This window comes from Serratia sp. CY32780 (assembly GCF_052169135.1).
Classification (GTDB): Bacteria; Pseudomonadota; Gammaproteobacteria; order Enterobacterales; family Enterobacteriaceae; genus Serratia; species Serratia sarumanii.
In genome coordinates, this window is record NZ_JBJNLI010000001.1 from 2,073,478 (window position 1) to 2,096,987 (window position 23,510).

Here is a 23,510-nt window from a genome sequence, read left to right on the forward strand (position 1 = left end):
GAGACACCATGACGACAGAAACCGCCGCCACAATCTTACTGATAGACGACCACCCGATGCTGCGCAACGGCGTAAAACAGCTGATTGGCATGGACGCCCGCCTGCAGGTCATCGCCGAAGCCAGCAACGGTGAGCAAGGCGTCACGCTGGCGGAGCAGCACGACCCGGACCTGATCCTGCTCGACCTGAACATGCCCGGCATCAACGGGCTGGAAACGCTGGATCGCCTGCGCCAGACCGACCTGTCGGGGCGCGTCGTGGTGTTCAGCGTGTCCAACCATGAAGACGACGTCGTCAGCGCGCTCAAACGCGGCGCCGACGGCTATCTGTTGAAAGACATGGAGCCGGAGGATCTGCTGAAGGCGCTGCATCAGGCGGCGGCCGGGCAGATGGTGCTGAGCGAAACGCTGACGCCGATCCTCGCCGCCAGCCTGCGGGAAAACCGCCCCAGCGCCGATCGCGATATTCAGCAATTGACGCCGCGCGAGCGGGATATCCTGAAGCTGATCGCCCAGGGGCTGCCGAACAAGCTGATCGCCCGCCGCCTGACCATCACCGAGAGCACCGTCAAGGTGCACGTCAAACACCTGCTGAAAAAGATGAAGCTAAAATCCCGCGTCGAGGCCGCGGTGTGGGTGCTGCAGGGTAAAAACGGTTAATCGCCGCCGTACAGCGGCCCGGTTTGCGCCGGGATCGGCGGCGGCGTCAGGGTTTTGATCGGCAGCAGGCTCGCATCATCACCGGCGGTCGCCGTCAGCGGCGGCGCCACTTTCAGCTCTATCCAGTTGGAGGTCACGCGCTGCTGCTTTTCGTCCTCCAGCGTGACCGACAGCCGGTAGCTGTTGGCGGCGCCCGGCGCGTCGTCCCACGGCGGCACGATCGCCGTCCAGCCCTGCGGATCGTTGGCGTTGTGCGGCGGCGTCAGGCTCAGCGCCTGCGTATCCCCCTGCCAACTGACGTGAGCGATGCCGTTCAACGCCTTGATTTCCAGCACCAGCGGCACGGTTTCCCCTGCCTGCAGGCTCCACGGCGGCGTGGCCAGGAACACCTGCAGCGTTTTGCGCTGGCGGAATTCCAGCACCGGCACGTTCTTGCGTTCGATGGGATCATAGCGGCTGCCGCGCAGCGACTTGGCCTGCACCACATACTCCGGCGAAATCTGCTTCGCCAGCGGTACCCCGAGCCGATAGCTCAGCGCCAGTTCGACCTGATCCTGGCTCTGCCCGCCCGCGCCAATCTTATGCAGCGCCTTCATCGTCACCAGCGGCACCGGCGTGTAATTGAGCCCCAGCTGCATCGCGCGCGGATCGTTTTGTTTTTTGCCGCTGCCAAACAGATCGACATTATCGCCCAGATACTGCTCATAGCTGAGCGAACCGCCGATCTGGCGATAAAACGGCAGATAGCCTTGCGTCGTGATGTCGTAACCGCGCGCCGGACGGCTGAAAAACACGCCATCGCCGGGCTGTTGCGCCAGCGCCGACAGCGGGTAGTAATAGTTGGTGGAGAAACGCAGGTAGTCTCCCCAGGCTTCCGCGCCGACGCTGCCGCGATTGCGCTGCCGGGCGAAATCGCTGTCGAGCGCCGTGTTGTAACCCAGCAGCCAGTCGCCGACGATCCAGCGCTGCCCCAGCGCAAAATTGCCGAGCGCCCCGGCGCTTTGCTGCAGCCAGCCGATCTGGCTGTAGGTCAGCAATCCGTCGACGTCGTACAGCGGGCTGAATAACTGCCCGTTGCTGCCGGTAAAGTCCCCCTCACCGGTCATCTTCAGCGATAGCCGGGCGGTGCCCAGCGGCGACAACAGCTCCTGCGCCTGTTGCTGCAGCGTGTCGGCCGCCTGGCCGAGCAGGTAATCCTCGGCGCGGCTGCGCATCTGCTGACGGGAAACGTTATTCAGATCTTTTTCGCCAAACTGCTTGGCCATCTCGGCCCACTGCTTCTCGCGCGCGGCATCGTCGGGCGCACCGCCCAGCTCCGGCAAACTCTCGGCCGGATCCGCGGCTTGCCGTTCGGAAGAAATAACGGCGTCCGGCGCCGGCGGGGATTCGGCGCACACGGGCGCCGCGCCGGCCAGCCACACCAGCGGCCCGGCCAGCCAGGCCGCCCGGCGGCGGCGCCAGAGTCGTTTTTTGATTTTGATGAGTCCTGCCTGAATTTCGTCTTTCATGACACCGTTGGCCTCCCTCCCTCCTGGAGCATGCCAACCCACTGCTTTGCTGCCGCCTTTCCCGCGGCAGATCTGAAAAACCTTACGTCCCGGCCTGTCGGGGCGCCTCTCCCTTAAAGCCTAACGGCTTGACGAGCAGAAACAATAGGATAAACCCCAATCACCTCTCAGTGACGCCGTCACTTACGCCATTGGCCGCTCCATTCCGGCCGCCAGGTGAATTCACACCCTTTTAGCACCGATTTTGCCGATAAAAAGCGCAGCAACCCACTGCTGCGCGCCACCGCGCATGGCATTGTATCACTCTGCAATACCTAAAGTGGCAATGCGCACGACTGCGCATTTCTCACAATCCACCGCATTTCACTCCGATGAAATACGCATTTTGCCGTTATTTTAAACATCTGTTTCACGACTGACGGAGCCTTGATGTTTCTTTTCTCACTGTGGCACGCGCTGTTTTTTACCGCGCTGCTGTCGGCAGGAATGGTCGCCTTCGCGCTCATCACCCGGCTGGAGCGAACGGCGGCCGTGCGCGCCAGCCCGCCGAGATTGCGCCGCCGCAGCCTGCTGCTGACGGCCTTGGGTGTGGCGTTGGCGACGCTGCCTTTCGACCCGCCGGCAGCACACCGGCTGTGGTTACCGCCGGCCGCGGCGCTGATGATCGCCCTGGCCTGGCTGGACTGGCGCCACCGCTGGCTGCCGGACCGGCTGACCCAGCCGCTGCTGTGGGGCGGGCTGCTGTGCAATCTCGACGCTCGCTGGGCGCCGCTGGACGATGCGGTTATCGGCGCCGCCGCCGGCTACGGGGCGTTGTGGCTGCTCAACGCGCTTTATCGGCAGCTGCGGCGGCGTAACGGCATCGGCCAAGGCGACTTCAAACTGCTGGCGGCGCTGGGCGCCTGGCTCGGTTGGACGATGCTGCCGCTGCTGGTCTGCCTGGCGGCAATGTTCGGATTAGGCATGGCCTTGGCGCGCGGCCTGCGCAACCGTCGCGCCTGGCGAACGCCGCAACCTTTCGGCATCGCCTTGGCGGCCGCCGGCTGGCTGTTGCTCTTGATGAACGCCGGCCAGAACGCGCCGGCGTTGTTCGGTGAGTTCTTCAGCGTCTCGATCAGCCGATTGAGCAATCCGGCCACTTCTGCCGTGCTGGCCGTTGCCGGATTGGCCAGTGGCTGGAAACCATAAAAACTGTTCCGGCGTCACAACCTCACCGGCGGCGAGCCAGGTTGCCGCGCGCTCCACTGAAGCGTTTCCGTTATTGTCCATAATATCTCCTGAGGTGATGTGTCCGCCTCATTGCGGACAACCGCGGTGAAAGACGTAAACAACGCCGCCTTTCAGCGCCAATTTATCAGCGCCATGTGAGCACGTTATGAAATTTCATTTTATTTCACCCTGACAAAACCTCTCACGATTCCAGGTTGCAGCAGCAAGCGATTTCACGCACGGGCGGCCTTTGGCGCGATAGAAAGCTCGGCCAGGCGCACGGCGTTGGCGCTACTTGCTGACCCGATCCAGATACAGCATGCTGTTGGCGATATCCAACCGGGCACCTTTGACGTTGTCGCGCAATGCCACCAGCGTTTGCCCCTGCAGCGCCACTACATAGGGCGAGCTGGCCTGCAGTTCCCGTTGCAGCGCGGCATAACGTGCGCGGCGCGCGGCGCTGTTGCCCTCTGCGGCCGCGGCACGCGTTTCCGCGCTGATGGCGGGAATGCCCCACTGGGTGCGCCAGGCCAGGGTTTTCGGCCCACCGGGCACGTTGTAGGCAAAGGCGCTGGCGTTGGTGTTCGGATCTAGGTAGTCGGCGCCCCAGTAGGTGAAGATCGCCTGAAAATCGCGGCCGCGCATCTTGCCCCACAGGTCGCTCTCCACCACCGGATGGATATCCAGCCGCAGCCCGGCCTGCGCGAAGCTGGCCTGCAGCGCCTGTGCGATGTCAGTGTACGGCGGCTGATTGATGACGATAAGATCGAGGCGCGTACCTTCGGCAATACCGGCATCGCGCAGGATCTGTTTGGCTTTGCCCACGTCGAGCGTAAACGGCCGATCGTCGAGCGCCCCATCCAATCCCTGCGGCAAGAAGGCCTGATGCACGCGATATTGCCCTTTCAGCAGTTGCTCGGCGATGCTTTGATAATCCACCAGCCAGCGCGCCGCCCGCCACAGCGCCGGATTGCCCAGCGCCGGGTTGTCTTTGCTGCCGGTGTTGAAACCGAGGTAATAGACCCGGGGCGCATCGGCCTGCTCGATGCGCACGCCAGACGCGTTGCGCAGCGAGTCGAACTGGTCGGCGCCCAGATCGTAGGCCACGTCGGCATCTCCTTTCAGCAACAGCAAACGGCGGGTGCCGGCGTCGCTGACGTTCTTGAACAACACCGTTTTCAGCCGGGCCGGCGACGGCGCATAGTCGTTGCGGCCAAACAGCAGCGCTTCGTGCGGCACATAGTTGTTCACCCGATACGGGCCGCCGCCGGCGGAATGGCCGCGCAGCCAGGCATTGCCGTAATCCCCCTGCTGCGCGTGCTCGTTCAGCAGCTTTTCATCCACGATCGAGGCCACATTCGCCGTCAGCAGCCGCAACGCCAACTCGCTGCCGATGTTGGCGGGCCAACTGAGTTGCACCTGGTTATCCCCCACCTTCTTCAGCTGCTGCTCAACGTTATCCGGCGTCCAGCCAAACTCACCGAGAATAAACGACGGCGCCTTGTTCAGCTTCACCGCGCGAACCAGCGAGAAAATCACGTCTTCGGGCCGCAGGGGATTGCCGGAAGCGAAGCGCTGCTGCGGTTTCAGGGTAAAGATCAGGCTGTGGCCATCGGCGCCCGCTTGCCAACTGGCGGCGGCGTCCGGCGCCAGCGTTTGCGGCGCACCGCGATCCGGCGCCACCAGGCGCTGATAGAGGTTGACCAGATTGGCCGAGCTGACGGTTTCAAAACTCTCCGCCGGATCGAGGCTGATAATGCCCTCCAGCGAACTGACCACCACCAAGGTGTCCTGCGGGGTGGCGGCCTGCGCACCGAACGCGGCCACCAGCGCGCCATACAATAAGGTTGGGATTAACCGTTTCATCGATACACTCTCCATTATCACGCGGTTGCGCTGTTTTTCGAGTGTAGGGGGTAAGAATTAACGGAAGAACGACGATAAATTGCTTTATTTATTACCAGGATGGATATGCCCGCCGCGTTGGCGGGCATAGGGTCAAACGATGATGCGGCCGTGCGCCATCGCCACCGAACGATCGCACATGTGGTCAATCACGTCCGCATCGTGGCTGACCAGCACCATCGTCAGATCGCCCGCCTGTTTCAGCTCGTTGAGCAGGTTGAGGATCTCCGCCTGCACCGACATGTCCAACGCCGAGGTCGGCTCATCCAGCAACAGCAGCTTCGGCCGCAGCAACAATGCGCGCACGATCGCCACACGCTGACGCTGGCCGCCCGACAGCTGATGCGGGTAGCGCTCCAGCAGGCGCGGATCCAACCCCACCTGGCGAAAGCCCGCGCTGATTTTACGTTCAATGTCGCTTTCCTGCAGCAGTTTGAGCGGCTCCGACAGCGTACGCAAAAGCCGGTGCTTGGGGTGTAGCGAAGCATAGGGATCCTGAAACACCATCTGCACCTCGCGCCGCAGCTCGCCGGTAAACGCCTGGCCCGGCTGCAGGCGCCGCCCCAGCAACTCAAAGCCGCCCTGCCAACTGCCATTCAGCCCGGCCAGCACCCACAGCAACGAGGACTTGCCGCAGCCGGAAGGCCCCACCAGCCCGAAACACTCGCCCGGCTCGATGCGCAGGTTAACCTCATGCACCACGGTGCGCAGTTCGTAGCCTTGGCGGTGACTGACGCTCAGGTTCTCCAGTGCAATCACGCTCATTTCAACGTCTCCAACAGCGCGCGATCCAGCACCGGCAGCGGTTTGCCGCGCGTCTCGCGGCTCGGCCGACACGCCCACAGCGTGCGAGTATAAGGATGCGTGGCCTGCGCCAGCTTTGCTGCCGGCAGCTGATCCAACAGCTCGCCTTTGTACATCACCAGCACCCGCTCGCAGTGGTGCGCCACCTGCTGCAAATCGTGGCTGATCAGGATCAGCCCCATATTGCGTTGCGCCACCAGGTTTTCTATTAGCTGCAGCACCTGATCGCGCATCTGGTGATCCAGCGCCGAAGTCGGTTCGTCGGCAATCAACAGCTGTGGATCGTTGATCAACGCAATGGCCAGCATCACCCGCTGCCCCATGCCGCCAGAGAGCTGATGCGGATAGCGGCGGCACAGCGCAGCCGGATCGGGCAAGCCCACCGCCGCCAGCATTTCCAGCACTTTTTCACGCCGCTCGGCGCGGCTCAGCTTCGCATGCAGCACCAGCGGCTCCTCCACCTGACGGCCGATCGGCTGATTGGGATTCAGCGCATGCTTGGGATCTTGCATCACCATCGCCACCCGGTCGCCGCGCAGCCTGCTCCACTGGCGCTCGCTCAGGCGCGTCAAGTCTTCATCGCCCAGCGTCAGGCGCTGCGCCTGCAGCTGCAACGGCGGCGGCAATAGCCCCATCAGCGCACGCGCGGTCAACGATTTGCCGGAGCCGGACTCACCGACCAGCGCCAGCCGCTCCCGCCCCATGTTGAACGAAATATGCTTCACCAGCGCCACCGGCTGTGGCCCCGGCACGCCGATCGCCAACCGTTCGACGGTCAATAAGGTGTTATCAGTGTCCATGACGAGGATCCATTTTGTCGCGCAGGCCATCGCCCAGCAGGTTAAACGCCAGGCTGGCGAACAGGATCGCCCCGCCCGGCGCGGCGGCGACCCACCATTGGTCGAAAATCACTTTACTGCCTTCGGCCACCATCGAGCCCCATTCGGCGGTCGGCGGCGCGACGCCCATGCCGAGGAACCCTAGACCGGCGGCGGACAGGATGATGCCGCCCAGGCTGAGCGCTGCGCGCACCACCGCGCTCGGCAGGCATAAAGGCAAAATATGGCCGACCATCAGCCGCAGCCCGTTGATGCCCTGCATGCGCGCCGCCGCCAGGTAATCGCTGCGGCGCAGCGCCAGGGTTTCGGCCCGCGCCTGGCGGGCAAAGGCCGGCCAGCTGGTCAATGCCAGCGCCAGCGCGCCGTTCATCAGCCCCGGCCCCATGACCGCCACGAACGCCAGCGCGATCACCAAGCTCGGCAGCGACAGAAAAATGTCGGTCAGGCGCATCAAAATGCGCTCTACCCAGCCGCCGAGATAACCGGCGCCAATGCCGACCAGCAGGCCGATGGGAATGGTCAACACCAGAATCAGCGACACCAGAATCAGCGTCGGCCGCGCGCCGTAAATCACGCGGGAGAGCAAGTCGCGGCCAAAGCCGTCGGTGCCCAGCCAATGTGCGGCGGAAGGCGGCAGTAACCGCAGCTCGATATGCTGCAGATTGGGATCGAAAGGCGCCAGCCACGGGGCCAGCAGCGCGGTGACGATCAGAATCGCCACCAGCGCCGTGCCCAGCGTCAGCGTGGTCAGGCGCCGGCCACGGCGGTAACCGACGGCCGGCTCGCTTTGCGGTTCGTGTTCAGAGAGATATTGGCTCATCGGGTTCGCGGATCCACTAAATAGGTCAAGGCGTCGGCCAGCGCATTCAACAGCACGAAACAGGTGCCGATCAGCAGCGTGGCACCGAGGATCGCCGGCGTATCGGCGGCAAACAGCGCCGAGGTCAGGTAACGCCCGACGCCGGGCCAGGCGAACACCGTTTCGGTCAATACCGCCCCCTCCAGCAGGCTGGCGTAAGAGAGAGACAGTACGGTGATCAGCGTGCCCAGCACGTTGGGAAACACATGGCGCAGCAGAATGCGCAGGCGCCCGGCCCCCTTGGAACGCGCCAGCGTCACGTATTCCTTGTTGCACTCTTCCAGCATCGCCGCCCGCAGCAACCGAGTAATGCCCGCCATCGACAACAGCGCCAACGCCACTACCGGCAACCACAGGTGGCCGATGGCGTTGTAGAACATGTCGCGATCGCCGGACAGCCAGCTGTCGATCAACACGAAACCGCTGCGCGGCTCCATGCTGTACAGGTAGATGTCGTCCAGCCGCCCCGGCCCCGCCGACCAGTGCAGCGTGGCGTAGAACAGCAGCAGCCCGAGCAGGCTCAGCCAGAAAATCGGCACCGAATAACCGATCAGCGACAGCAGACGCGCCGCGTTATCCAGCCAGCTGCCCGGTTTGAGCACCGCCAGAAACGCCAGCGTAATGCCGCCGAGGGCGCCGAGGATAATGGCGCAAGTGGCCAGCTCCACCGTCGCCGGGAAGGTACGCAGCAAATCGCTCAACACCGGCTGGGCGGTTATGCGCGAAATACCCAAATCGCCGTGCGCCAGGTGCACCAGATAACGCCAAAACTGCACCGGCAACGGCTGATCCAACCCCAACTCATGCCGCACCTGTGCGTAGGTGGCTTCGCTGGCATGATCGCCCGCCACCTGCAGCGCCGGATCGATCGGCGCCAGATGCGACAGCATGAAGGTGAACAGCAGCAGGCCAAGCAACGTCAACGCCAGCGACAGCGCGCCGCCGAGCAGCCGCCCGCCCCAGCGCCAATACCGCCGGGCCGCCCCGGCGGAGGCGGACAGTTCAGCGGCCATTACTTGCTGACCTTGCTGTAGAACACCATGTCAGGGTTGATGCCCTGCACATAGCCCTTGAGGTTGTCGCGCACCGCAATCAGGCTGCGCGCCTGCAGGCCGATGACGAACGGCGAGCTTTGCTGCACCTGTTTTTGCAGTTGCTGGTAGTCGGCCACCCGTTTGGCGGTGTCGTTTTCCGCGGTGGCGGCCAGCGTCAGCTTGCTCAGCGCCGGGATCTGCCAGTTGGCGCGCCAGGCCAGCGTCTTGCTGCCGTCTTCCGGGTTGTAGGCGAAGGCTGCGGCGTTGGTGTTAGGGTCGAAATAATCCGGCCCCCAGGAAGTCAGCGTCGCATCGTAGTTAAGCGTTTTCACCTTGGTGGAGACCTGCGAGCTGATGCCCGGCACCAGTTCCACCTTCACGCCGCCCTGGGCAAAACTGGCCTGCAACGCCTGGGCGATATCCAGGTACGGCGGCTGGTTGTTGACGTCCAGACGGAAACTGACGTTGCTGAGCCCCGCTTTGGCCAGTATTTCTTTGGCTTTCTGTGGATTGAAGCTGTACGGCTGATCCTTGAGCGCACCCAGATAACCGTCCGGCAGGAATGCCTGATGGCTCTGGAACTGCCCTTTCAGCAGATCGTCGGCGATGCCTTGGTAATCGAACAGCCAGCGCGCCGCCTCCCAGAACGCCGGATTGCCGAGCGCCGGCGACGCCTTGGCGTTGAACTGCAGGAAATAAAGCGAGGCGTAAGGAATGGCCAACGGTTTGACGCCCGGCTTGCCCTTCAGGGCCGCCATCTGGTCTGCCCCCAGGTTGCGCGCGATATCGGCATCGCCCTGCTCGATCAGCAAACGGCGCGCGGCCGGATCGGGCACGTTTTTGATCAGGATGGTTTTCAGCGTCGGCGCCCCTTCCGGCGAGCCTGGGTTGGCGTCCAGCACCACCACCTCGTGTGGCACATAGGTGCGGATTTTGTAAGGGCCGCTGCCGGCGGAGTGGCTGTTCAACCATTGGTGCCCCAGATCGTCGCCCTGCTGGTGCGCCAGCGCCTCTTTGGCGTCGACGATCGACGATACCGGCGCCGACAGCAGGCTGAGCACGAAGGCTGGGCTGACGTTTTCACTCCAGCTGATTTTTACCTGGTGGTCATCCACCTTGCTCAGGTGTTGCTCCACGTTCTTCGCGTTCCAACCCAGCTGCGTCAGGATAAACGACGGCTCCAGATTGAGTTTTACCACCCGTGAAAGCGAGAAGATCACGTCTTCCGGCCGCAGCGGATTGCCGCTGGCGAACCTGGCGTCCGGGCGCAGGCTGAAAGTCAGGCTGCGATTGTCGGCGCCGGCCTGCCAGCTGCTGGCCAGGGTTGGCTTGAGATCGATAGGGTTGTGCGGATCGGACTGGATCAGACGTTGATACAGGCTGTTGAACGACTGCACCGTGGTTAACTCAAATCCCTGGGCCGGGTCAAAGCTGACCACGTCATCGATAGACTGCGCGATCACCAGCGTGTTGGCCGGCGTCGCCGCCTGCGCGTTAACGCTGGCCGCCACGGCTAAAAACAGCAAAGAAGGAACGAGCGCTTTCATCTGAAACTCTCCAAGCGGATGGAATTTATAATAATTTCGCGAGTGTATGCGAGCACGATCGGCAGCTGAAGGTACTTAAATCACTATAGATATTCTTTTTATGTATATAGATGGGATTTTGATTATTAGGGGAGCGATGCGGAATGCGCGGCAGGGGTTGCCTGCCGCTTATCGATTAAATCTGGTAGTCAATCACCGCATCCAGCTGCGACGAGAAAACCTTGTCCTTGATTTCGGTCAGCGACAGCGTCGGGTTGCACAGTTGGATAAAGCGCCAGGCATAGTTGCGCTGCAGCTGGCTGCGTTTGAGGCCCAGCCATACCGTATTGGGTTCAAACAGGTGCTCGGCGTTGAGGCTCACCAACCCGCGATCGCGCTCTTTTTCATACGACATGTCCGCCAGCACGCCCACGCCCAATCCCAGTTCGACGTAGGTTTTAATTACGTCGGAATCCTGCGCGCTGAGCGCGATGTCCGGCGTCAGGCCCGCCGCTTTGAACGCCGCATCCAGCTTCGCGCGCCCGGTAATGCCCTGGCGGTAAGTGATCAGCGGCAAGGTGCTGAGCATCTCCAGCGTCACCTGCGGCTGGCGCGTCAACTCGTGCCCTTCCGGCACCAAAATGGTGTGATGCCAGCGGTAGTACGGGAACGCCGCCAGCGACTCGTCGCTCATCAGCCGCTCGCTGGCGATGCCGATATCGGCTTCGCCGGCGGCCAGCATCGAGACGATCTCTTCGGGGCTGCCCTGATTGAGCACCACCCGCACCCGTGGATAAAGTGCGCGAAACTCTTTGATCACCCCCGGCAGGCTGTAGCGCGCCTGGGTGTGCGTCGTCGCGATATGCAGCTGCCCCGAATCGTTGCTGCTGAAGACGTCCGCCAGGCGACGGATGTTGTTGGCGTCGTTGAGAATGCGTTCCGCCACCACCAGCAGCTCTTTGCCGGGCTCGGTCATGCCCAACAGCCGTTTGCCGCGGCGAATGAATATTTCAATGCCCAGCTCTTCTTCCAGCTCGCGAATATGCCGGCTGACGCCGGACTGCGAAGTAAATAAGGTATTGGCGACCTCGGTCAGGTTGTAGTTGCAGCGCGCCGATTCGCGAATAATTTTTAATTGTTGAAAGTTCATCCCCGTCTCCCTGTTTCTTGCGGTAGCGTCTGCCATATTGATACGGAGTCCTGCGGGGCTGAACAAATAAGAAATAGCCTTTAGTTATGCAATTTAATACTAAGTGAATTATTTATCGTGACTCTCGGGGTGTGAAGACGGAGGAAAATGATGAATGGCTTTAAAAATAACGAGATAAATAACCATACAAAGAGACGGGCTTAAATAATCATGCAGAATAAAGTTATTAAATAGAGGTATTAGATATATGAAAAAGGGCTCCGCACGCTGAGCCCTTTACTGTCTGCCGCCCCGCCAACGCCTCAGGCCGTGGCCTCGGCCCCGAAAGCGCCGGGGCGGTTCTGCTGCAACCATTGCTGCACGTAACGCACCAGATCGCCGATGCAATCATCCTGCATGCCGTGGTGCTTCAGCTCGTTATCCAGCGCAAACAGGTATTGCGCGTTGGTGCCCAGCGGGCCGCTGGCGCTGGCGATCAATGGCGCGATCACCTGGTGGCTGGTGTCTGCTTCAAACAGCGGATGCTGCGGGTTCATCACGAACACCAGCGCCGTGACGGCCTCACCGCCCTCCAGCTGCAGCTCACACCAGGTCGGCACGTAGCAATCGGTGATCATCTCGCGCTTCCACAGCAGCTCCAGCTCTTCGCGCAGCTTGCCTTCCGGCAGACGAAACGCCAATCCGGTGGTCTGGCCGCCCTCTTTCAGTGCCAGCATGCGCCCCGGCTGATGAAGCGTGCCGCGCCCGGCGGTCAAACGCATGCAGAACGCCCGATGCCAGCCCTGCAGTATGGCTGGCCGCACTTCTTCCGATTCGAAAACCGGATTCCACATCAGCGAACCGTAACCGAATACCCATACCGGGCTGTGATCCGGCCGGCGCGATAATGTGCACGCCAACGAGGCTGCGCGCTGTTCAGGCGTCAGCAACAGCGACTCCTCAATAGCGCCAAAGGCGGTTTTGCAATCCGCTTTTTGCAGAAAATCTCGCGTTAACACTGTTACAACCTCCCGGGAATACGATTTCTCGTCCTCCCTCGCCACTACTGAACCTTTGCAATTTTATTTTTTAGTGCGGAATTTTATTAATTCAATAACCGCTCCGATTAATAATGACCATATTCTTTTCCCGCCGCGCAATCAAGTTGCAAAGCGGCGTTAACGTGGAAAAGTATTTGTACTGAGCAGCAATAATATTAATTGCCGAGGTCAGCATAACGTCTGCGCGATTTTTACCGGGGCATGAAAGGCGTTACTTTTTGTGCCAGCGCTCATCGTCACCCTTGCGATAGCTTTGTTTGACCGCTGCCCAGGCCACCTTGTGCGCCGTTTCTTCCCGGCCGGCGTCACCGCGTCGATCTTCAGGATCCCGATATTGTTGCCAGGCGCTGTTGAACGCTTCTTTATAAATCGCCTGCGCATGGGCCGGCAGCACATGCTTCACATTGTCCGGCAAGTCGTTCGTGTCTTGGTATGGCATCACGTCCTCCCGTGCGTATTGCGTGAGCCTTAAGCCTAGCTCACAGGCGATTGCGCCTCAATGAGCAAACAATTCTCATTATCAAACGGCATGGTATACTCACCGCCAAACGAACTATAAGGAGATCCCCGTGACTACCGAAGCCCCTCGCTCACGCGCCCCCTACCTGATCGCCGTCAGCGCCGTGCAGGACATTACGCCGCACCTGCGCCGCATCACCTTTACCGCGCCCGATCTGCGCTACTACCCGGCCAACGCCGCCGCTGCGCACATCAAAGTCTTTTTGCCGCTCGCCGACCAAACTCAGCCGGATCTGCCGACGCTGACCGAAAACGGCCCGCGCTGGGCCGCGGACGCCGTGCGCCCGATCGTGCGCACCTATTCCATTCGCGCCGTGCGCCCGGAACAGGCGGAAGTGGACATCGAATTTGCGATTCACGATCACCGAGGCCCAGCGGTCGACTTTGCGCGCCAGGCGAAAATCGGCGATAAAATCGGTATCAGCAACCCGGGCGGCCCCAAACCGATGCTGCCGGCGGCCGATTTCTACTGCCTGGCGGGCGATCCTTCCTCGCTGCCTGCGCTGGCCGCGCTGCTGGAAAACCTGCCGCCGCACAGCGCCGGGCGCGCTTTCGTCCGCGTCGACAGCACCGCTGACATGATTGACCTGAAAAAACCCGCTGATGTTGAAGTCAATTGGATCGTCGGCGGCACGGAGAAAACCGACGAACTGATCGCTCAGTTCCGCGCACAGTCCCTGCCGCAGGGCGAAGCGCACTTCTGGCTCGCCGGTGAAGATCGCCTGGTGGTGGGGTTGCGCCGCTACCTGCGCCGTGAACGCCAATGCGATCGCAATCGTCTTTATGCCGTACCTTACTGGCGTGAGGGGCTAAATGAAGAGGGTTACCACAATAAACGGCATGAAATCATGGATAATATTGATGACTGACGGTCTCATTTTCCTTGATTAACCAAGCGGTAAATGAGTAAACACGACTTTTCTCAAATCTAACGTTAAAAATTGGCGTTACTGCGTAAAAGTAAGTAAATAAAACCGCACCCCGTGCGGTTTTTTTGCTACCCTGATCACATAAAGCAAGCAATTGCTTTCTCAGATAAAAACAACATCACACCGGCGCCGCGGGTGTATCCTAATATAAAATACCTACTGGAAACGCAGAGTTGCCGTGCCACGGCGACCGGCGCCGACGGGCTACGCTGTTTGAGAAGGAGTGTCACCCTCATGAAGTCGCAACACGATCCTGGCCGATCCACCAAATCTCGCCACACCGAATACTCGCTGATCTTCCCCATCGCCGCGCTGGTGGTGTTGAACCTGTGGAGCAGCACCGCTAACTTTCCGCTGATCGTCGGCATCAATATTCTCGCGCTGGTGGGGATCCTCAGCAGCGCCTTCAGCGTGGTGCGCCACGCCGACGTGCTGGCTCACCGGTTGGGCGAACCCTACGGCTCGCTGATCCTCAGCCTGTCGGTGGTGATCCTCGAGGTCAGCCTGATCTCGGCGCTGATGGCCACCGGCGACGCCGCGCCGGCGCTGATGCGCGACACGCTGTACTCCATCATCATGATCGTTTCCGCCGGCCTGGTCGGCTTCGCGCTGCTGCTCGGCGGGCGCAAATTCGCCACCCAGTACGTCAATCTGGGCGGCATCAAACAGTACCTGATGGCGATTTTCCCGCTGGCGGTGATTGTGCTGGTATTCCCGAGCGCGCTGCCGGGCGGCAACTTCAGCACCGGGCAAGCGCTGTTGGTAGCGCTGATCTCCGCCGCCATGTATGGCGTGTTCCTGGTGATCCAGACCAAAACCCACCAGAGCCTGTTCGTGTACGAGCATGAAGACGACGACGGCGACCCGCATCACGGCAAGCCTTCTTCCCACAGCAGCGCCTGGCATGCCGCCTGGCTCATCGTGCACCTGATCGCGGTTATCGCCGTCACCAAGTTCAACGCCAATCCGCTGGAAGGTCTGTTGACCAAAATGAACGCGCCGGCGCAGTTCACCGGTTTCCTGGTGGCGCTGCTGATCCTGTCGCCTGAAGGGCTGGGCGCGCTGCGCGCCGTGTTGAACAATCAGGTGCAACGCGCCATGAACCTGTTCTTCGGCTCGGTGCTGGCGACCATCTCCCTGACCGTGCCGGCGGTCACCATCATCGCCACCCTGACCGGGCAGACGCTGATCTTCGGCCTGCAAACGCCGCATATCGTGGTGATGCTGACGGTGTTGCTGCTGTGCCAGCTGTCGTTCTCGACCGGCCGCACCAACGTGCTGAACGGCACCGCCCACCTGGCGCTGTTCGCCGCCTACATGATGACTATCTTCGCCTGATCAAAAAGGGGCGCACACCGTGCGCCCCCGCCTTCGTTTATACCGAGAAGAATATCGCCGCGGCGATCCCCCCGAACAAAATCCACTTGATGATGTAGTAACCGGTGCGATTCCAGGCCTTTAGGCGTTTCCCCACCCGGCGTATCGCATAGATGTATTTGAACATCTTGTTGACGCCGCCGGTGCGATCGCCCTCTTCATTCGGCGCGGTGGCGGCGCTCATCAGATTGCGCCCCAGCCAGTGGTTCACCGCCTGCGCCCAGCGGTAGCGCATCGGCCGTTCGATGTCGCAGAACAGGATCAGACGGTTCTGCCCGCTCTGGTTTTCCGCGTAGTGCAGATAGGTTTCATCGAACATCACGCCTTCCCCGTCGCGCCAGCTGTAGCGCTCGCCGTCCACCTCAATGAAGCAGCGGTCATCGTTGGGGGTAATCAGCCCCAGGTGATAACGCAGCGAACCGGCGTAAGGGTCGCGGTGGCGCGGCAAACGGCTGCCGTCCGGCAGTTCGGCGAACATCGCCGCCTTGACCGAAGGCAGGCTGCGCAGCAGTTCCGTGGTCTGCGGGCACAGGGTCATGGCCGAAGGATGGCTGTCTTCATACCATTTCAGATAAAAGCGCTTCCAACCGGTCTTGAAAAACGAGTTGAAACCGGCGTCGTTGAATTGATCGGACGCCTTGATCTGCTGGATCTCCATCAGCTTCTGTCCTTCGTCGCGGATGGTTTCCCAGTTATCTCTCAACACCGCCAGCTCAGGAAACTGCTCCGGCTTCAGGTACGGCGTGGTCGGCACGCGGGAAAACAGATACATGAAGACGTTCAATGGTGCGGTAAAGGTGGAATGGTCAGACAGCTGCCGCCACACGTTGTAGCGCACCCGTCCGCGGTAATGCACATAGACGACGCATAAAATAAGCAAAATCAGAACGATGTATTTCATGTTTGAATCGCATCAAGGAACCTACACGCTATGCGCCGCGCGGCGCACACCCCAGATAATGTCCTTTTGGCGGCACAGGCAAATTGCGCGCCAATCTGGCACTCACTAATCATTGACGCTAACTCAACGAAAATCTATACAAAAAACCACAATAATTTACACAAAGGTTAAACGAAATGATAAATGAGGGGCGATAAGAAAGGCCGCCGAAGCGGCCTAGCAAAGATACATTAGTCATTTGAAGTAAAAGGATTTACTTCTAAGCGTGTCCACGCATTGACCACACTTCGAAAAAAAGCCCCGGATTTCCGGGGCTTGTTCGTTCGGTTACATCAACATGCTTTGCTGACCGTAATTGTTTGGGTGCGGCAATACCGGCACCACATGGCCGGGCTTCATAATGGTGCGCTCGATGGTTTCCATGGTGACAAATGTATGACTGCAATTGATGTTCTGACACTGGTGATAACGCTCTTTGGTGTTCTCACTGAGATAACGACTTGAGCGAGCGTGTGCAGCAGTTCCGCAGATATTGCAATGAAACATAATTTATCACCTCCACCATTCAACATTGATAAAGTGATTTTAGACTTTTTATCTTTAATATCAATGAATTATTATCAATTCAGTCTTGTGAGATTTCCTCCTCGTACTCCACATCAGAAAGCTTCACCTCAAGCTCTAACGCCGTCGTGTAGCCGCTATCACTGAGTGAATGGGTCACCTTAGTGATTGTCCACGCCTGCTCATCTATGACGCGCTTAAACCCCTTCACCGCTACCGGCGTTTCCGGATATAAATCTGCACGCCCCATGGCGAGACTGATGGAAAACTCCGCCACACCACGTTGCAGCTTGTCCCACTTCGCCAGTGCGGCGCGCATCGCCTGCGCCTTGCTGGCGTAGACTGTAGTGATGGCAAACACATTATCGGCCTCGCCGGTCATGTATTCCCCTTCTCTCGCCTCTTTCGGCTTGGCCGCCGTCTTCTTGGCAGTAACCGGCTTTGCCTTTGGGTGCTGCAACGCGCGCAGGTGCTGAGGCTTCGGTTTGCGTTTGAGCTTGACCCGCTGCTTTTGCGGCTTCGGGTCTTTGGTGTGCAGCCATTTCGCCGTAACGCCGGTATATGCGGCCCGGTCAGCAATCGCAAATTGATGTCGGTCCCCGTCGCGGCGCTCGATGGTCATCTGCGGTATCGGCTTGCCGCTGGCGGTCACGCCATTCCCGGCCCGGATAAATAGCAACCTCCCGGCTTTTATCGACACCTCCGCCCCGTTGCGGCTGGCAAGGCGCGTCAAAAACTTGGCGTCGGACTCCTGCGACTGGTCGATATGCGGGACTTTAATCCCGGCCAGCTCTTTCGCAACGCGGGCGGTCAGCTTGTTCCTCTCGGCAATTTTGCCAATCACTGCACCGAGTGTCGTGTCGTGATAAGACTCTTCCCGGCGGGCATTGAGCGAACCGCGAAAATCAGCGGAGCGGGCGCGAATAGTCAGCGTGTCAGGCGTTCCCCGATGCTCTATCTCGTCGACGGTAAAATTGCCTTTGTTGAACAATGGCGCACCCTGCCACCCAAGATGAAGCGACAGCACTGCGCCCCGGCCGGGCATCATGACCTGCCCGTCGGCGTCGTCCAGCTCAATATCCAGCTGGTCAGCTTCAAATCCGCGGTTGTCCGAAAGCGTCAGGGAGAGCAGGCGGGCGCTGATATCGTGCGTGATGTCCTTGTCGCCCATTTTGAGCATAAACGCCGGGACGATGGTTGCCCCGGCATCCAGCGTCATCCCGGTAATCATTGGAGCAACCCTCCCGCCATGTTCCCCGCCTTGGCCGCCAGCTCGCTCACCTGACCGAGCATCCCCTCGGCCTGCGCCTGCAAATCGCCATACATGGCCGTAAAGGATTCATCCACGCGCGTGAGCGTGAGCGTAAACTCGATGCGGCGGGCGCTGCCGGTGGAGAAAAACTCCGTGCGGGTTTCGCTGACGCTGTTCACGACAAACATGCCGTAAATGGTGCCAGTCCCTTCCAGCAGCGGCCACGCCTTGCCCTCGGCCGCCATCGCATCGAGCAGTTGCATCGAGATTTTGCCACCGGTGATTTCGGGCAGCAGTACGCCGGAGAGCGTGATTTTTTCCTCATTCACGCCGAGAAATTGCAGCGCAGGCCGCTGGCCGACACGGCTGTTTGACGGCCAGCGATAATCTACCGAACGCGCCAGCGTTTGATACGGCACCGTCTGCAACTGGAACACAAACAGCCCAAGAATCAGCATCATCAGCATATCCCCTTAATCCATCGCCATATTTGAGCGTTGCGCCGCGCGGCGCTTGCGCTCCCGTTCTTCCACCACGTCCAGCAACATCCGCTTGGTTTCCGCCGCGCTGGCTCCGCCGGGGTGCTGACTGCCGACGTGGAAATTATTGACGCTGTTATCCACATAAGATTTCCCGCCCCCGGCCGTAACCGGTACATAGCCGCCCGTCAGCAAGCCACCCGACGGGGAATACCCGCGCCCGTTCGCCCCGCTGGCGTAGTCATTGGCCTTCTGCGCTTTCTTGTCGAGGTCGCTGGATTCAGCATTGATGACGCCAAGCTTTTCCAGCACCCAATCAATGCCCTGACGCAGCTTGTTGAATGCCCTGAGCGGCAGCATCAGCACGTCGGCCAATCCGCAGCCAAACGCCAGTCCGGCGTTTTTACAGTTGTCGAGGGTCTCCTTCGTTGATTTCACCGGCTCGATTAAATCTTTGAACCATTGCCAGACCGCCTTTAGCTTCTCGCCGAGCCAGTCAAAAACCGGCTTCAGCGGTCTGAACAACTCGCCAACCGGCGCAAATGCACTGATAAGCCCCTCAATAACGCCGCTGAAAAAGGCGCTGATAGGCTGCCAGTATTTGCGGATCAGCAGCGCACCGGCCACGATGGCCGCACCCACCGCCACAATCGGCCACGTCAGCGCGCCGAGCACCGCAATGATGGCCCCGCCCGCCACGCTAAAGGCCGTCCCCAGCGCGCCAGCAACCGCAATGATGCCGTTAATCCCCATGATGACCGGCCACGATGCCAAGCCAATCGCCCCCAGAGTGCCGACAATCGCAAGGCCACCGAGCGCGACTTTGGCCAGCGTCCCGGCAAGCTCTTTGTTGTTTTTGATCCAAAGGTCAATTTTCAGCAGGAACTTTGTCGCGCGGGTTGTCAGCTCACGGAAAGGCGTTTCCAGTTGGTCATACATGTCGATGCCAATGGCCTCATAGGCGGACTGAAGCTCTTTCAGGTCCCCGCCGAGGTTGTCCTGCATGACTTTAACCAGCTCCTCCGTCTTGCCGTCAGACTCCCGGAGCAACTTGGTCAGGCGGTCAAGCTTGCCGGAAGCCGCATCCCCCATCAGCACCGCAGCGGCCGACGACGCTTCTTCGCCGAAGATGACTTTCATGTACTCCGCGCGCTGGGCAGTACCGAGCTTATTTTTATCGAAGCTCCTTTGCATTTCCTTCAGGATGGTGAACAGCGGCCGCATATTGCCTTTGCGGTCGGCAGTTTTGACGCGCAGCTCGCCCAACGCGTCATTCGCCTTACCCATGGGAGCCTGCAACCGGGTAATCACCGCGCGGCTCCCCGTACCGGCCATAGAGCCGGTAATTTTGGCATCCGCCAGCGCCCCGGCAATAGCAGCCGTTTCCTCGACGCTGATACCGGCATTTTTCGCCACCGGCGCGGCATAGGTCAGGGTGTCGCTGAGTCCCTCGAAGTTGGCGGCGCTCTTGTTCATGGTCTGCGAAATCACATCACCAATGTGCGCGACTTGGTCGTTTGCCAGCCCAAAGGCGGATTTCACCCCCATCAGCAAGGTGGCGTTTTCCTCCATGGTTTTACGGTTAGCCAGCGCCATATTGAGCGTGACCGGCGTCGCGGCGGTAATCGCATCTTTGTCGCCGCCCGCTTTGGCAATGATGATTTGCGCCCCGGCAGCGTCATCCGCCGATGCCGCCGTGTTATCACCAAGCTGCCGCGCCTGCGTGCGAAGCGCCACCATGTCAGCCGAGTCTTTTGCCACGCCGAGCACGGCCTGTAGCTCGGAGTTTTTTTGCGCAAAATCATACCCCGGCGTCAGGAGCTTTTTGGCCGCAAAACCGCCCACGGTTGCCGCCCCGACACCCGCAGCGCCCGCGCCCGCCACACTGCCCGCCAGTTGCTTTCCGGCCTGATAGCGCTGGCTCACTGCGCTGAGTTTTGCCTGCTGCTGGCTGACGCGCGACAACGCCTCCCGCTGGCGGTTGAGCTGGGCGGTGGTCTCACTGATGGAGGATTTCAGGCGACGCTCGTCGGCGGCGAGGGTGCGGGTGTTAATCCCGACCTGCGCTAGCTCTTGGCGCTGACGCTGCACCGACTGACGCAGCCCGTTATATTTGAGCTGCAACTCGGCGGCCGAGCGTTTGGCCGCCTCCATCAGTTGCGCCTGTGCGCGGGTCGGCTTCTCGGTGTTTTTAAACTGCACCGCCAGCGCGGCGGCTTCCTGCTTGGCCTTTGCCAGCGCCTGACCGGTGACGGCAAGCTGCGCGCTCGATTTGCGGAATCCCTCGACACGCCCGGCCTGTGTGTTCAGTTCTTTGAGGTTTTGCCGGGTGTCGCGGATTTGTGCAGACAGCGATTTACTCGCTGTCTGGATGCTTTTAAACGGGCGGCTCGCTTGGTCAACGGCTTTGAGTAGCACCTGCAACCTGACGTTGTTACTCATTCGTTTGTCCGCTTCGGTGTAGCGCTTTGTCGCGCCAGTTGAGGAGTTCTTGCGGCGTCATCGGGTAAAGCTCTGACGGCGGCCAGTGAAAAATCGTCGCGATATCCGCCATCAGGTCATCAACCGACAAACCGGCAGGAAAATCTAGCGTGCCGAACTCGGTGCCAAAAAACCGATAACCTTCCCGGCCAGCGCCACAAGATCAGGCAGCTCCAGCGCTGCGACTTCACTTTCGGTCAGTGGCGGATAGGTCATGCGCGGCAGCACCTTAATCAGCGCATCGACTTCAGAGTTAGCCAGCGCGGCCAGCCCGACGCCGCGCAGGGTGCCAGCGTTGGGCTTGGTCAGCGTCACCGTATCGATAAAGGTTTCGCCGCGCTTGACGGGAGTATCCAGCTTCACGACGTTCGGGTTTTCGGTTGTGGCGATGATGTTTTCGTCTTTCATGATGTGATTCCAGTTCAGTCAGGGGAATGGCGGCCGGACCTGCCGACCGCCCGGTGATTACAGCCCGATATTGCGACGGTGCTGCGCCAGCATGTCGACGCCGTTCACGCGTTCAACCATGTTGACGGTGTCCACCTCGATGCGCTCTTTGCCGTCGACGGTCAGCTTGAAATAGGTGCATTGCGTCGAGATTTTTGTCTCGGTGTCCTCGCCCTGTTTCTGGTCGCCAAAATCAAACTCTTTGTGACGGCCACGCAGCACAATCTCAACGGCGACCACATCGCCGGTATCATCGCGTTGGTAAGAACCGCAAAAGCGCAGCGGCACCGATGCGGCACTGGCGGCGGCGTACTGCGCCCAGAGCTGGTCATCGGGGAAACCGCCGATAGTCCACTCGACGCTGAGGGCATCGTCGTCTAACCCCATATCAACCGGGGCCGCGCCGTTCATACCGCCGCCGCGATAGTTCTCCAGCTTGCGCGTCAGTTTCGGCAGGGTCACAGAGCTGACCACGCCCATATAGCTCAGGCCGTCGTTAAACAGGTTGAGGTACTTCAGTTTGCGCGGGAGTGCCATGGTTTAACGCGTCCTCTTAGCTGTTGACGCCAGCGGCCAGATTCACCAGATATTTATCGGTGATACGCTGGCGCAGGGTCAGGTCTTCCAGTGGGGGAACCGGGGTATAGTCATAATCGATATACAGTTTCCCGGCTTTCAGGGTCTCTTTATCGTTGGCCGATTCGTCGTACCAGCAATCCGCATCGATGATGTAGCCGTTGGATTTCAGCTCACGGAATTTGGCTTTGATGCCCTCGACAATGTCGCGGATAAGCGTGGCGGTGACCGGCTTATCCACCGCCCACATGTGCGCCTCGGCCATGGTGTCAGCCAATACCTGCGCGGTGCGGGTGTAGTTTTCGAACAGGAACAGCGGGTCATCAGAGCAAGAGCGGTTGCCCCAGAAGCGAAAACCGTCTTTGCGCACCAGTGTGCTGACCCCGGCCTCATTGAGCAGGTCGGCATCGGTGCCGGGTGCCTGCAAATCCCAGAACACACTGGCGGAAATGCCGGTCACGCCATTGACGCCGACGTTAGAAAGCGTCTTATGCCAGCCGGTTTCCGTGTCGATTTTGGCGCGCAGCCCCAACGCACGCGCGGTGGCATGAGCCGTGGTGCTGACGTTGCCGGTGGTATCCCACGCGAGGAAATCCGGCCAAATGAGCATCAGTTCGCGCTGACTGAAATTGTCGCGGTAGGCGATGGCCTCGGAAATGCTTTTGCAGCCGTACGCGCTGATGTAACCGAACGCGCGCAACTGCTGGCAAATCCCGGCCAGCGCCGTCGCCACTTCCAGCGAATCCAGCCCCGGCACGCCCAGAATGCGAGGTTTCACACCGGTGACGGCCTGCGCAGTGAGCAAGGCTTTCATGCCGGTATAGCGGCCGTTTTCGTCCGCGCCGCCGATGATGTTCGACGTGGTTTCCGCCGCGTCTTTGCCCTCTTCGACGCGCACAACAACCGTCACCGGTTTGCACTGGTCGCCAATGGCTGACAACGCTTTCGCCAGCGTGCCGGATTTCCCGGCCTTACCGGCGGCGGCAATCACATCGGTAATCAGTACCGGGGTGTTGAGCGGGAAAAGCTTCGGGTCGGCATCTTTGCCGGTGCAGACCATGCCGACGACAGCCGTCGATATGGTAGAGATGACGCGCGTGCCGTCATTAATTTCGACGACGCGCACACCGTGATGATAATCGCCCATTAATTTGCTCCGGGTGGTGAGTAGGTGCAGGCATGATGACCCCCGACGCACCGGACCGCACGCGGTGGACGCTGGAAGGCCGACCAGACAACAGACCGGACCGGATTGGCGAGCTTGGCGAGCTTGGCGGGAATGACGATCGTTTGCGCCGATCAATAACGCTGCATTGATCTACGCAATCAATTGGACGTCTGAGAGCCGGGCAGGGTAAGGTCTGGAGGTGTCAAGCGCGGCAACATCAGGGAAGCCGCAAACACAAAGCCCGCATCGCTGCGGGCTTTTTCATGGGGCTAACGACATCAGTT

Annotated in this window: 23 protein-coding genes; 4 read left to right on the plus strand and 19 right to left on the minus strand. The window is 60.3% G+C overall.

What is annotated here, in order from left to right; genetic code table 11:
• The first annotated feature begins 8 nt into the window (after positions 1-8).
• Positions 9-659 (plus strand): two-component system response regulator NarL, encoded by a 651-nt coding sequence (gene narL, locus ACJ8HH_RS10015; protein WP_016927346.1) that lies wholly within the window; start codon positions 9-11, stop codon positions 657-659.
• Here narL and ACJ8HH_RS10020 read toward each other — a convergent pair.
• The gene (locus ACJ8HH_RS10020) at positions 656-2,167 is read right to left on the minus strand and encodes a YchO/YchP family invasin (protein ID WP_197814725.1); all 1,512 of its coding nucleotides are present in this window, start codon (positions 2,165-2,167) and stop codon (positions 656-658) included. The genes narL and ACJ8HH_RS10020 overlap by 4 nt on opposite strands.
• Positions 2,168-2,596: 429 nt before the next feature.
• Between ACJ8HH_RS10020 and ACJ8HH_RS10025 the strand changes: the two genes are divergently transcribed.
• Entirely contained in the window at positions 2,597-3,355 is a 759-nt protein-coding gene (locus ACJ8HH_RS10025; RefSeq protein ID WP_406894910.1) for a prepilin peptidase, read from the plus strand.
• A 312-nt stretch (positions 3,356-3,667) separates the two neighbouring features.
• Here ACJ8HH_RS10025 and ACJ8HH_RS10030 read toward each other — a convergent pair whose 3' ends face one another.
• From ACJ8HH_RS10030 to chaB, 9 genes are all read right to left on the minus strand, one after another.
• Entirely contained in the window at positions 3,668-5,242 is a 1,575-nt protein-coding gene (locus ACJ8HH_RS10030) for an ABC transporter substrate-binding protein (protein WP_043147603.1), read from the minus strand.
• 132 nt (positions 5,243-5,374) lie between these two features.
• Positions 5,375-6,046: an ABC transporter ATP-binding protein gene (locus ACJ8HH_RS10035; RefSeq protein WP_033634942.1), complete on the minus strand. Its 672-nt coding sequence runs from the start codon at positions 6,044-6,046 to the stop codon at positions 5,375-5,377.
• Positions 6,043-6,885 (minus strand): ATP-binding cassette domain-containing protein, encoded by an 843-nt coding sequence (locus ACJ8HH_RS10040; protein ID WP_197766229.1) that lies wholly within the window; start codon positions 6,883-6,885, stop codon positions 6,043-6,045. Before ACJ8HH_RS10040 ends, ACJ8HH_RS10035 begins: the two co-directional genes overlap by 4 nt.
• On the minus strand, positions 6,875-7,744 hold the full coding sequence (locus tag ACJ8HH_RS10045; RefSeq protein WP_043147604.1) for an ABC transporter permease: 870 nt from the start codon (positions 7,742-7,744) through the stop codon (positions 6,875-6,877). The genes ACJ8HH_RS10040 and ACJ8HH_RS10045 overlap by 11 nt, the downstream gene beginning before the upstream one ends.
• The gene (locus tag ACJ8HH_RS10050) at positions 7,741-8,796 is read right to left on the minus strand and encodes an ABC transporter permease (RefSeq protein ID WP_033647742.1); all 1,056 of its coding nucleotides are present in this window, start codon (positions 8,794-8,796) and stop codon (positions 7,741-7,743) included. The genes ACJ8HH_RS10045 and ACJ8HH_RS10050 overlap by 4 nt, the downstream gene beginning before the upstream one ends.
• Positions 8,796-10,364 carry an ABC transporter substrate-binding protein gene (locus ACJ8HH_RS10055; RefSeq protein ID WP_033647743.1) on the minus strand — a complete coding sequence of 523 codons (1,569 nt, stop codon included), beginning with the start codon at positions 10,362-10,364 and terminating at the stop codon, positions 8,796-8,798. The genes ACJ8HH_RS10050 and ACJ8HH_RS10055 overlap by 1 nt, the downstream gene beginning before the upstream one ends.
• A gap of 175 nt (positions 10,365-10,539) precedes the next feature.
• A complete protein-coding gene (cbl, locus tag ACJ8HH_RS10060; RefSeq protein WP_033634950.1) occupies positions 10,540-11,493 on the minus strand; it encodes an HTH-type transcriptional regulator Cbl in 954 nt (317 codons plus the stop codon).
• 302 nt (positions 11,494-11,795) lie between these two features.
• Positions 11,796-12,491, minus strand: coding sequence for a gamma-glutamylcyclotransferase (locus ACJ8HH_RS10065; RefSeq protein ID WP_074025832.1), 696 nt, complete (start codon positions 12,489-12,491; stop codon positions 11,796-11,798).
• A 253-nt stretch (positions 12,492-12,744) separates the two neighbouring features.
• Positions 12,745-12,972, minus strand: coding sequence for a putative cation transport regulator ChaB (gene chaB, locus ACJ8HH_RS10070; protein WP_033647745.1), 228 nt, complete (start codon positions 12,970-12,972; stop codon positions 12,745-12,747).
• Positions 12,973-13,102: 130 nt separating this feature from the next.
• Here chaB and ACJ8HH_RS10075 point away from each other — a divergent pair, with 130 nt between their 5' ends.
• On the plus strand, positions 13,103-13,921 hold the full coding sequence (locus ACJ8HH_RS10075; RefSeq protein WP_033634954.1) for a siderophore-interacting protein: 819 nt from the start codon (positions 13,103-13,105) through the stop codon (positions 13,919-13,921).
• A gap of 294 nt (positions 13,922-14,215) precedes the next feature.
• Positions 14,216-15,319 (plus strand): sodium-potassium/proton antiporter ChaA, encoded by a 1,104-nt coding sequence (chaA, locus tag ACJ8HH_RS10080; RefSeq protein ID WP_033647747.1) that lies wholly within the window; start codon positions 14,216-14,218, stop codon positions 15,317-15,319.
• Between the two features lie 37 nt (positions 15,320-15,356).
• Here chaA and lpxO read toward each other — a convergent pair whose 3' ends face one another.
• From lpxO to ACJ8HH_RS10125, 9 genes are all read right to left on the minus strand, one after another.
• Complete coding sequence (lpxO, locus tag ACJ8HH_RS10085; RefSeq protein ID WP_033634956.1) at positions 15,357-16,259, minus strand: lipid A hydroxylase LpxO; 903 nt, start codon at positions 16,257-16,259, stop codon at positions 15,357-15,359.
• A gap of 327 nt (positions 16,260-16,586) precedes the next feature.
• Positions 16,587-16,805 carry a DNA-binding transcriptional regulator gene (locus ACJ8HH_RS10090; RefSeq protein ID WP_033643461.1) on the minus strand — a complete coding sequence of 73 codons (219 nt, stop codon included), beginning with the start codon at positions 16,803-16,805 and terminating at the stop codon, positions 16,587-16,589.
• Positions 16,806-16,884: 79 nt separating this feature from the next.
• A complete protein-coding gene (locus ACJ8HH_RS10095) occupies positions 16,885-18,054 on the minus strand; it encodes a phage late control D family protein (RefSeq protein WP_048321690.1) in 1,170 nt (389 codons plus the stop codon).
• Positions 18,051-18,536, minus strand: a complete 486-nt coding sequence (locus ACJ8HH_RS10100) for a phage tail protein (RefSeq protein ID WP_033644295.1) — start codon at positions 18,534-18,536, stop codon at positions 18,051-18,053. The genes ACJ8HH_RS10095 and ACJ8HH_RS10100 overlap by 4 nt, the downstream gene beginning before the upstream one ends.
• Positions 18,537-18,548: 12 nt before the next feature.
• Entirely contained in the window at positions 18,549-20,996 is a 2,448-nt protein-coding gene (locus ACJ8HH_RS10105; RefSeq protein ID WP_060451641.1) for a phage tail tape measure protein, read from the minus strand.
• Positions 20,989-21,108 carry a GpE family phage tail protein gene (locus ACJ8HH_RS10110; protein ID WP_071796738.1) on the minus strand — a complete coding sequence of 40 codons (120 nt, stop codon included), beginning with the start codon at positions 21,106-21,108 and terminating at the stop codon, positions 20,989-20,991. Before ACJ8HH_RS10110 ends, ACJ8HH_RS10105 begins: the two co-directional genes overlap by 8 nt.
• Before the next feature lie 32 nt (positions 21,109-21,140).
• Positions 21,141-21,443, minus strand: a complete 303-nt coding sequence (locus tag ACJ8HH_RS10115; RefSeq protein WP_048321692.1) for a phage tail assembly protein — start codon at positions 21,441-21,443, stop codon at positions 21,141-21,143.
• 57 nt (positions 21,444-21,500) lie between these two features.
• A complete protein-coding gene (locus ACJ8HH_RS10120) occupies positions 21,501-22,019 on the minus strand; it encodes a phage major tail tube protein (protein ID WP_048321694.1) in 519 nt (172 codons plus the stop codon).
• Between the two features lie 16 nt (positions 22,020-22,035).
• Positions 22,036-23,205, minus strand: coding sequence for a phage tail sheath protein (locus ACJ8HH_RS10125; protein WP_048321695.1), 1,170 nt, complete (start codon positions 23,203-23,205; stop codon positions 22,036-22,038).
• Between the last annotated feature and the right edge of the window lie 305 nt (positions 23,206-23,510).

Excerpts from the sequence above, each read along its gene's own strand:
- narL (WP_016927346.1), top strand. The coding sequence starts at position 9 with ATGACGACAGAAACCGCCGCCACAATCTTACTGATAGACGACCACCCG.
- ACJ8HH_RS10020 (WP_197814725.1), bottom strand. The coding sequence starts at position 2,167 with ATGAAAGACGAAATTCAGGCAGGACTCATCAAAATCAAAAAACGACTC.
- ACJ8HH_RS10025 (WP_406894910.1), top strand. The coding sequence starts at position 2,597 with ATGTTTCTTTTCTCACTGTGGCACGCGCTGTTTTTTACCGCGCTGCTG.
- ACJ8HH_RS10030 (WP_043147603.1), bottom strand. The coding sequence starts at position 5,242 with ATGAAACGGTTAATCCCAACCTTATTGTATGGCGCGCTGGTGGCCGCG.
- ACJ8HH_RS10035 (WP_033634942.1), bottom strand. The coding sequence starts at position 6,046 with ATGAGCGTGATTGCACTGGAGAACCTGAGCGTCAGTCACCGCCAAGGC.
- ACJ8HH_RS10040 (WP_197766229.1), bottom strand. The coding sequence starts at position 6,885 with ATGGACACTGATAACACCTTATTGACCGTCGAACGGTTGGCGATCGGC.
- ACJ8HH_RS10045 (WP_043147604.1), bottom strand. The coding sequence starts at position 7,744 with ATGAGCCAATATCTCTCTGAACACGAACCGCAAAGCGAGCCGGCCGTC.
- ACJ8HH_RS10050 (WP_033647742.1), bottom strand. The coding sequence starts at position 8,796 with ATGGCCGCTGAACTGTCCGCCTCCGCCGGGGCGGCCCGGCGGTATTGG.
- ACJ8HH_RS10055 (WP_033647743.1), bottom strand. The coding sequence starts at position 10,364 with ATGAAAGCGCTCGTTCCTTCTTTGCTGTTTTTAGCCGTGGCGGCCAGC.
- cbl (WP_033634950.1), bottom strand. The coding sequence starts at position 11,493 with ATGAACTTTCAACAATTAAAAATTATTCGCGAATCGGCGCGCTGCAAC.
- chaB (WP_033647745.1), bottom strand. The coding sequence starts at position 12,972 with ATGCCATACCAAGACACGAACGACTTGCCGGACAATGTGAAGCATGTG.
- chaA (WP_033647747.1), top strand. The coding sequence starts at position 14,216 with ATGAAGTCGCAACACGATCCTGGCCGATCCACCAAATCTCGCCACACC.
- lpxO (WP_033634956.1), bottom strand. The coding sequence starts at position 16,259 with ATGAAATACATCGTTCTGATTTTGCTTATTTTATGCGTCGTCTATGTG.
- ACJ8HH_RS10090 (WP_033643461.1), bottom strand. The coding sequence starts at position 16,805 with ATGTTTCATTGCAATATCTGCGGAACTGCTGCACACGCTCGCTCAAGT.
- ACJ8HH_RS10095 (WP_048321690.1), bottom strand. The coding sequence starts at position 18,054 with ATGATTACCGGGATGACGCTGGATGCCGGGGCAACCATCGTCCCGGCG.
- ACJ8HH_RS10100 (WP_033644295.1), bottom strand. The coding sequence starts at position 18,536 with ATGATGCTGATTCTTGGGCTGTTTGTGTTCCAGTTGCAGACGGTGCCG.
- ACJ8HH_RS10105 (WP_060451641.1), bottom strand. The coding sequence starts at position 20,996 with ATGAGTAACAACGTCAGGTTGCAGGTGCTACTCAAAGCCGTTGACCAA.
- ACJ8HH_RS10110 (WP_071796738.1), bottom strand. The coding sequence starts at position 21,108 with ATGGCGGATATCGCGACGATTTTTCACTGGCCGCCGTCAGAGCTTTAC.
- ACJ8HH_RS10115 (WP_048321692.1), bottom strand. The coding sequence starts at position 21,443 with ATGAAAGACGAAAACATCATCGCCACAACCGAAAACCCGAACGTCGTG.
- ACJ8HH_RS10120 (WP_048321694.1), bottom strand. The coding sequence starts at position 22,019 with ATGGCACTCCCGCGCAAACTGAAGTACCTCAACCTGTTTAACGACGGC.
- ACJ8HH_RS10125 (WP_048321695.1), bottom strand. The coding sequence starts at position 23,205 with ATGGGCGATTATCATCACGGTGTGCGCGTCGTCGAAATTAATGACGGC.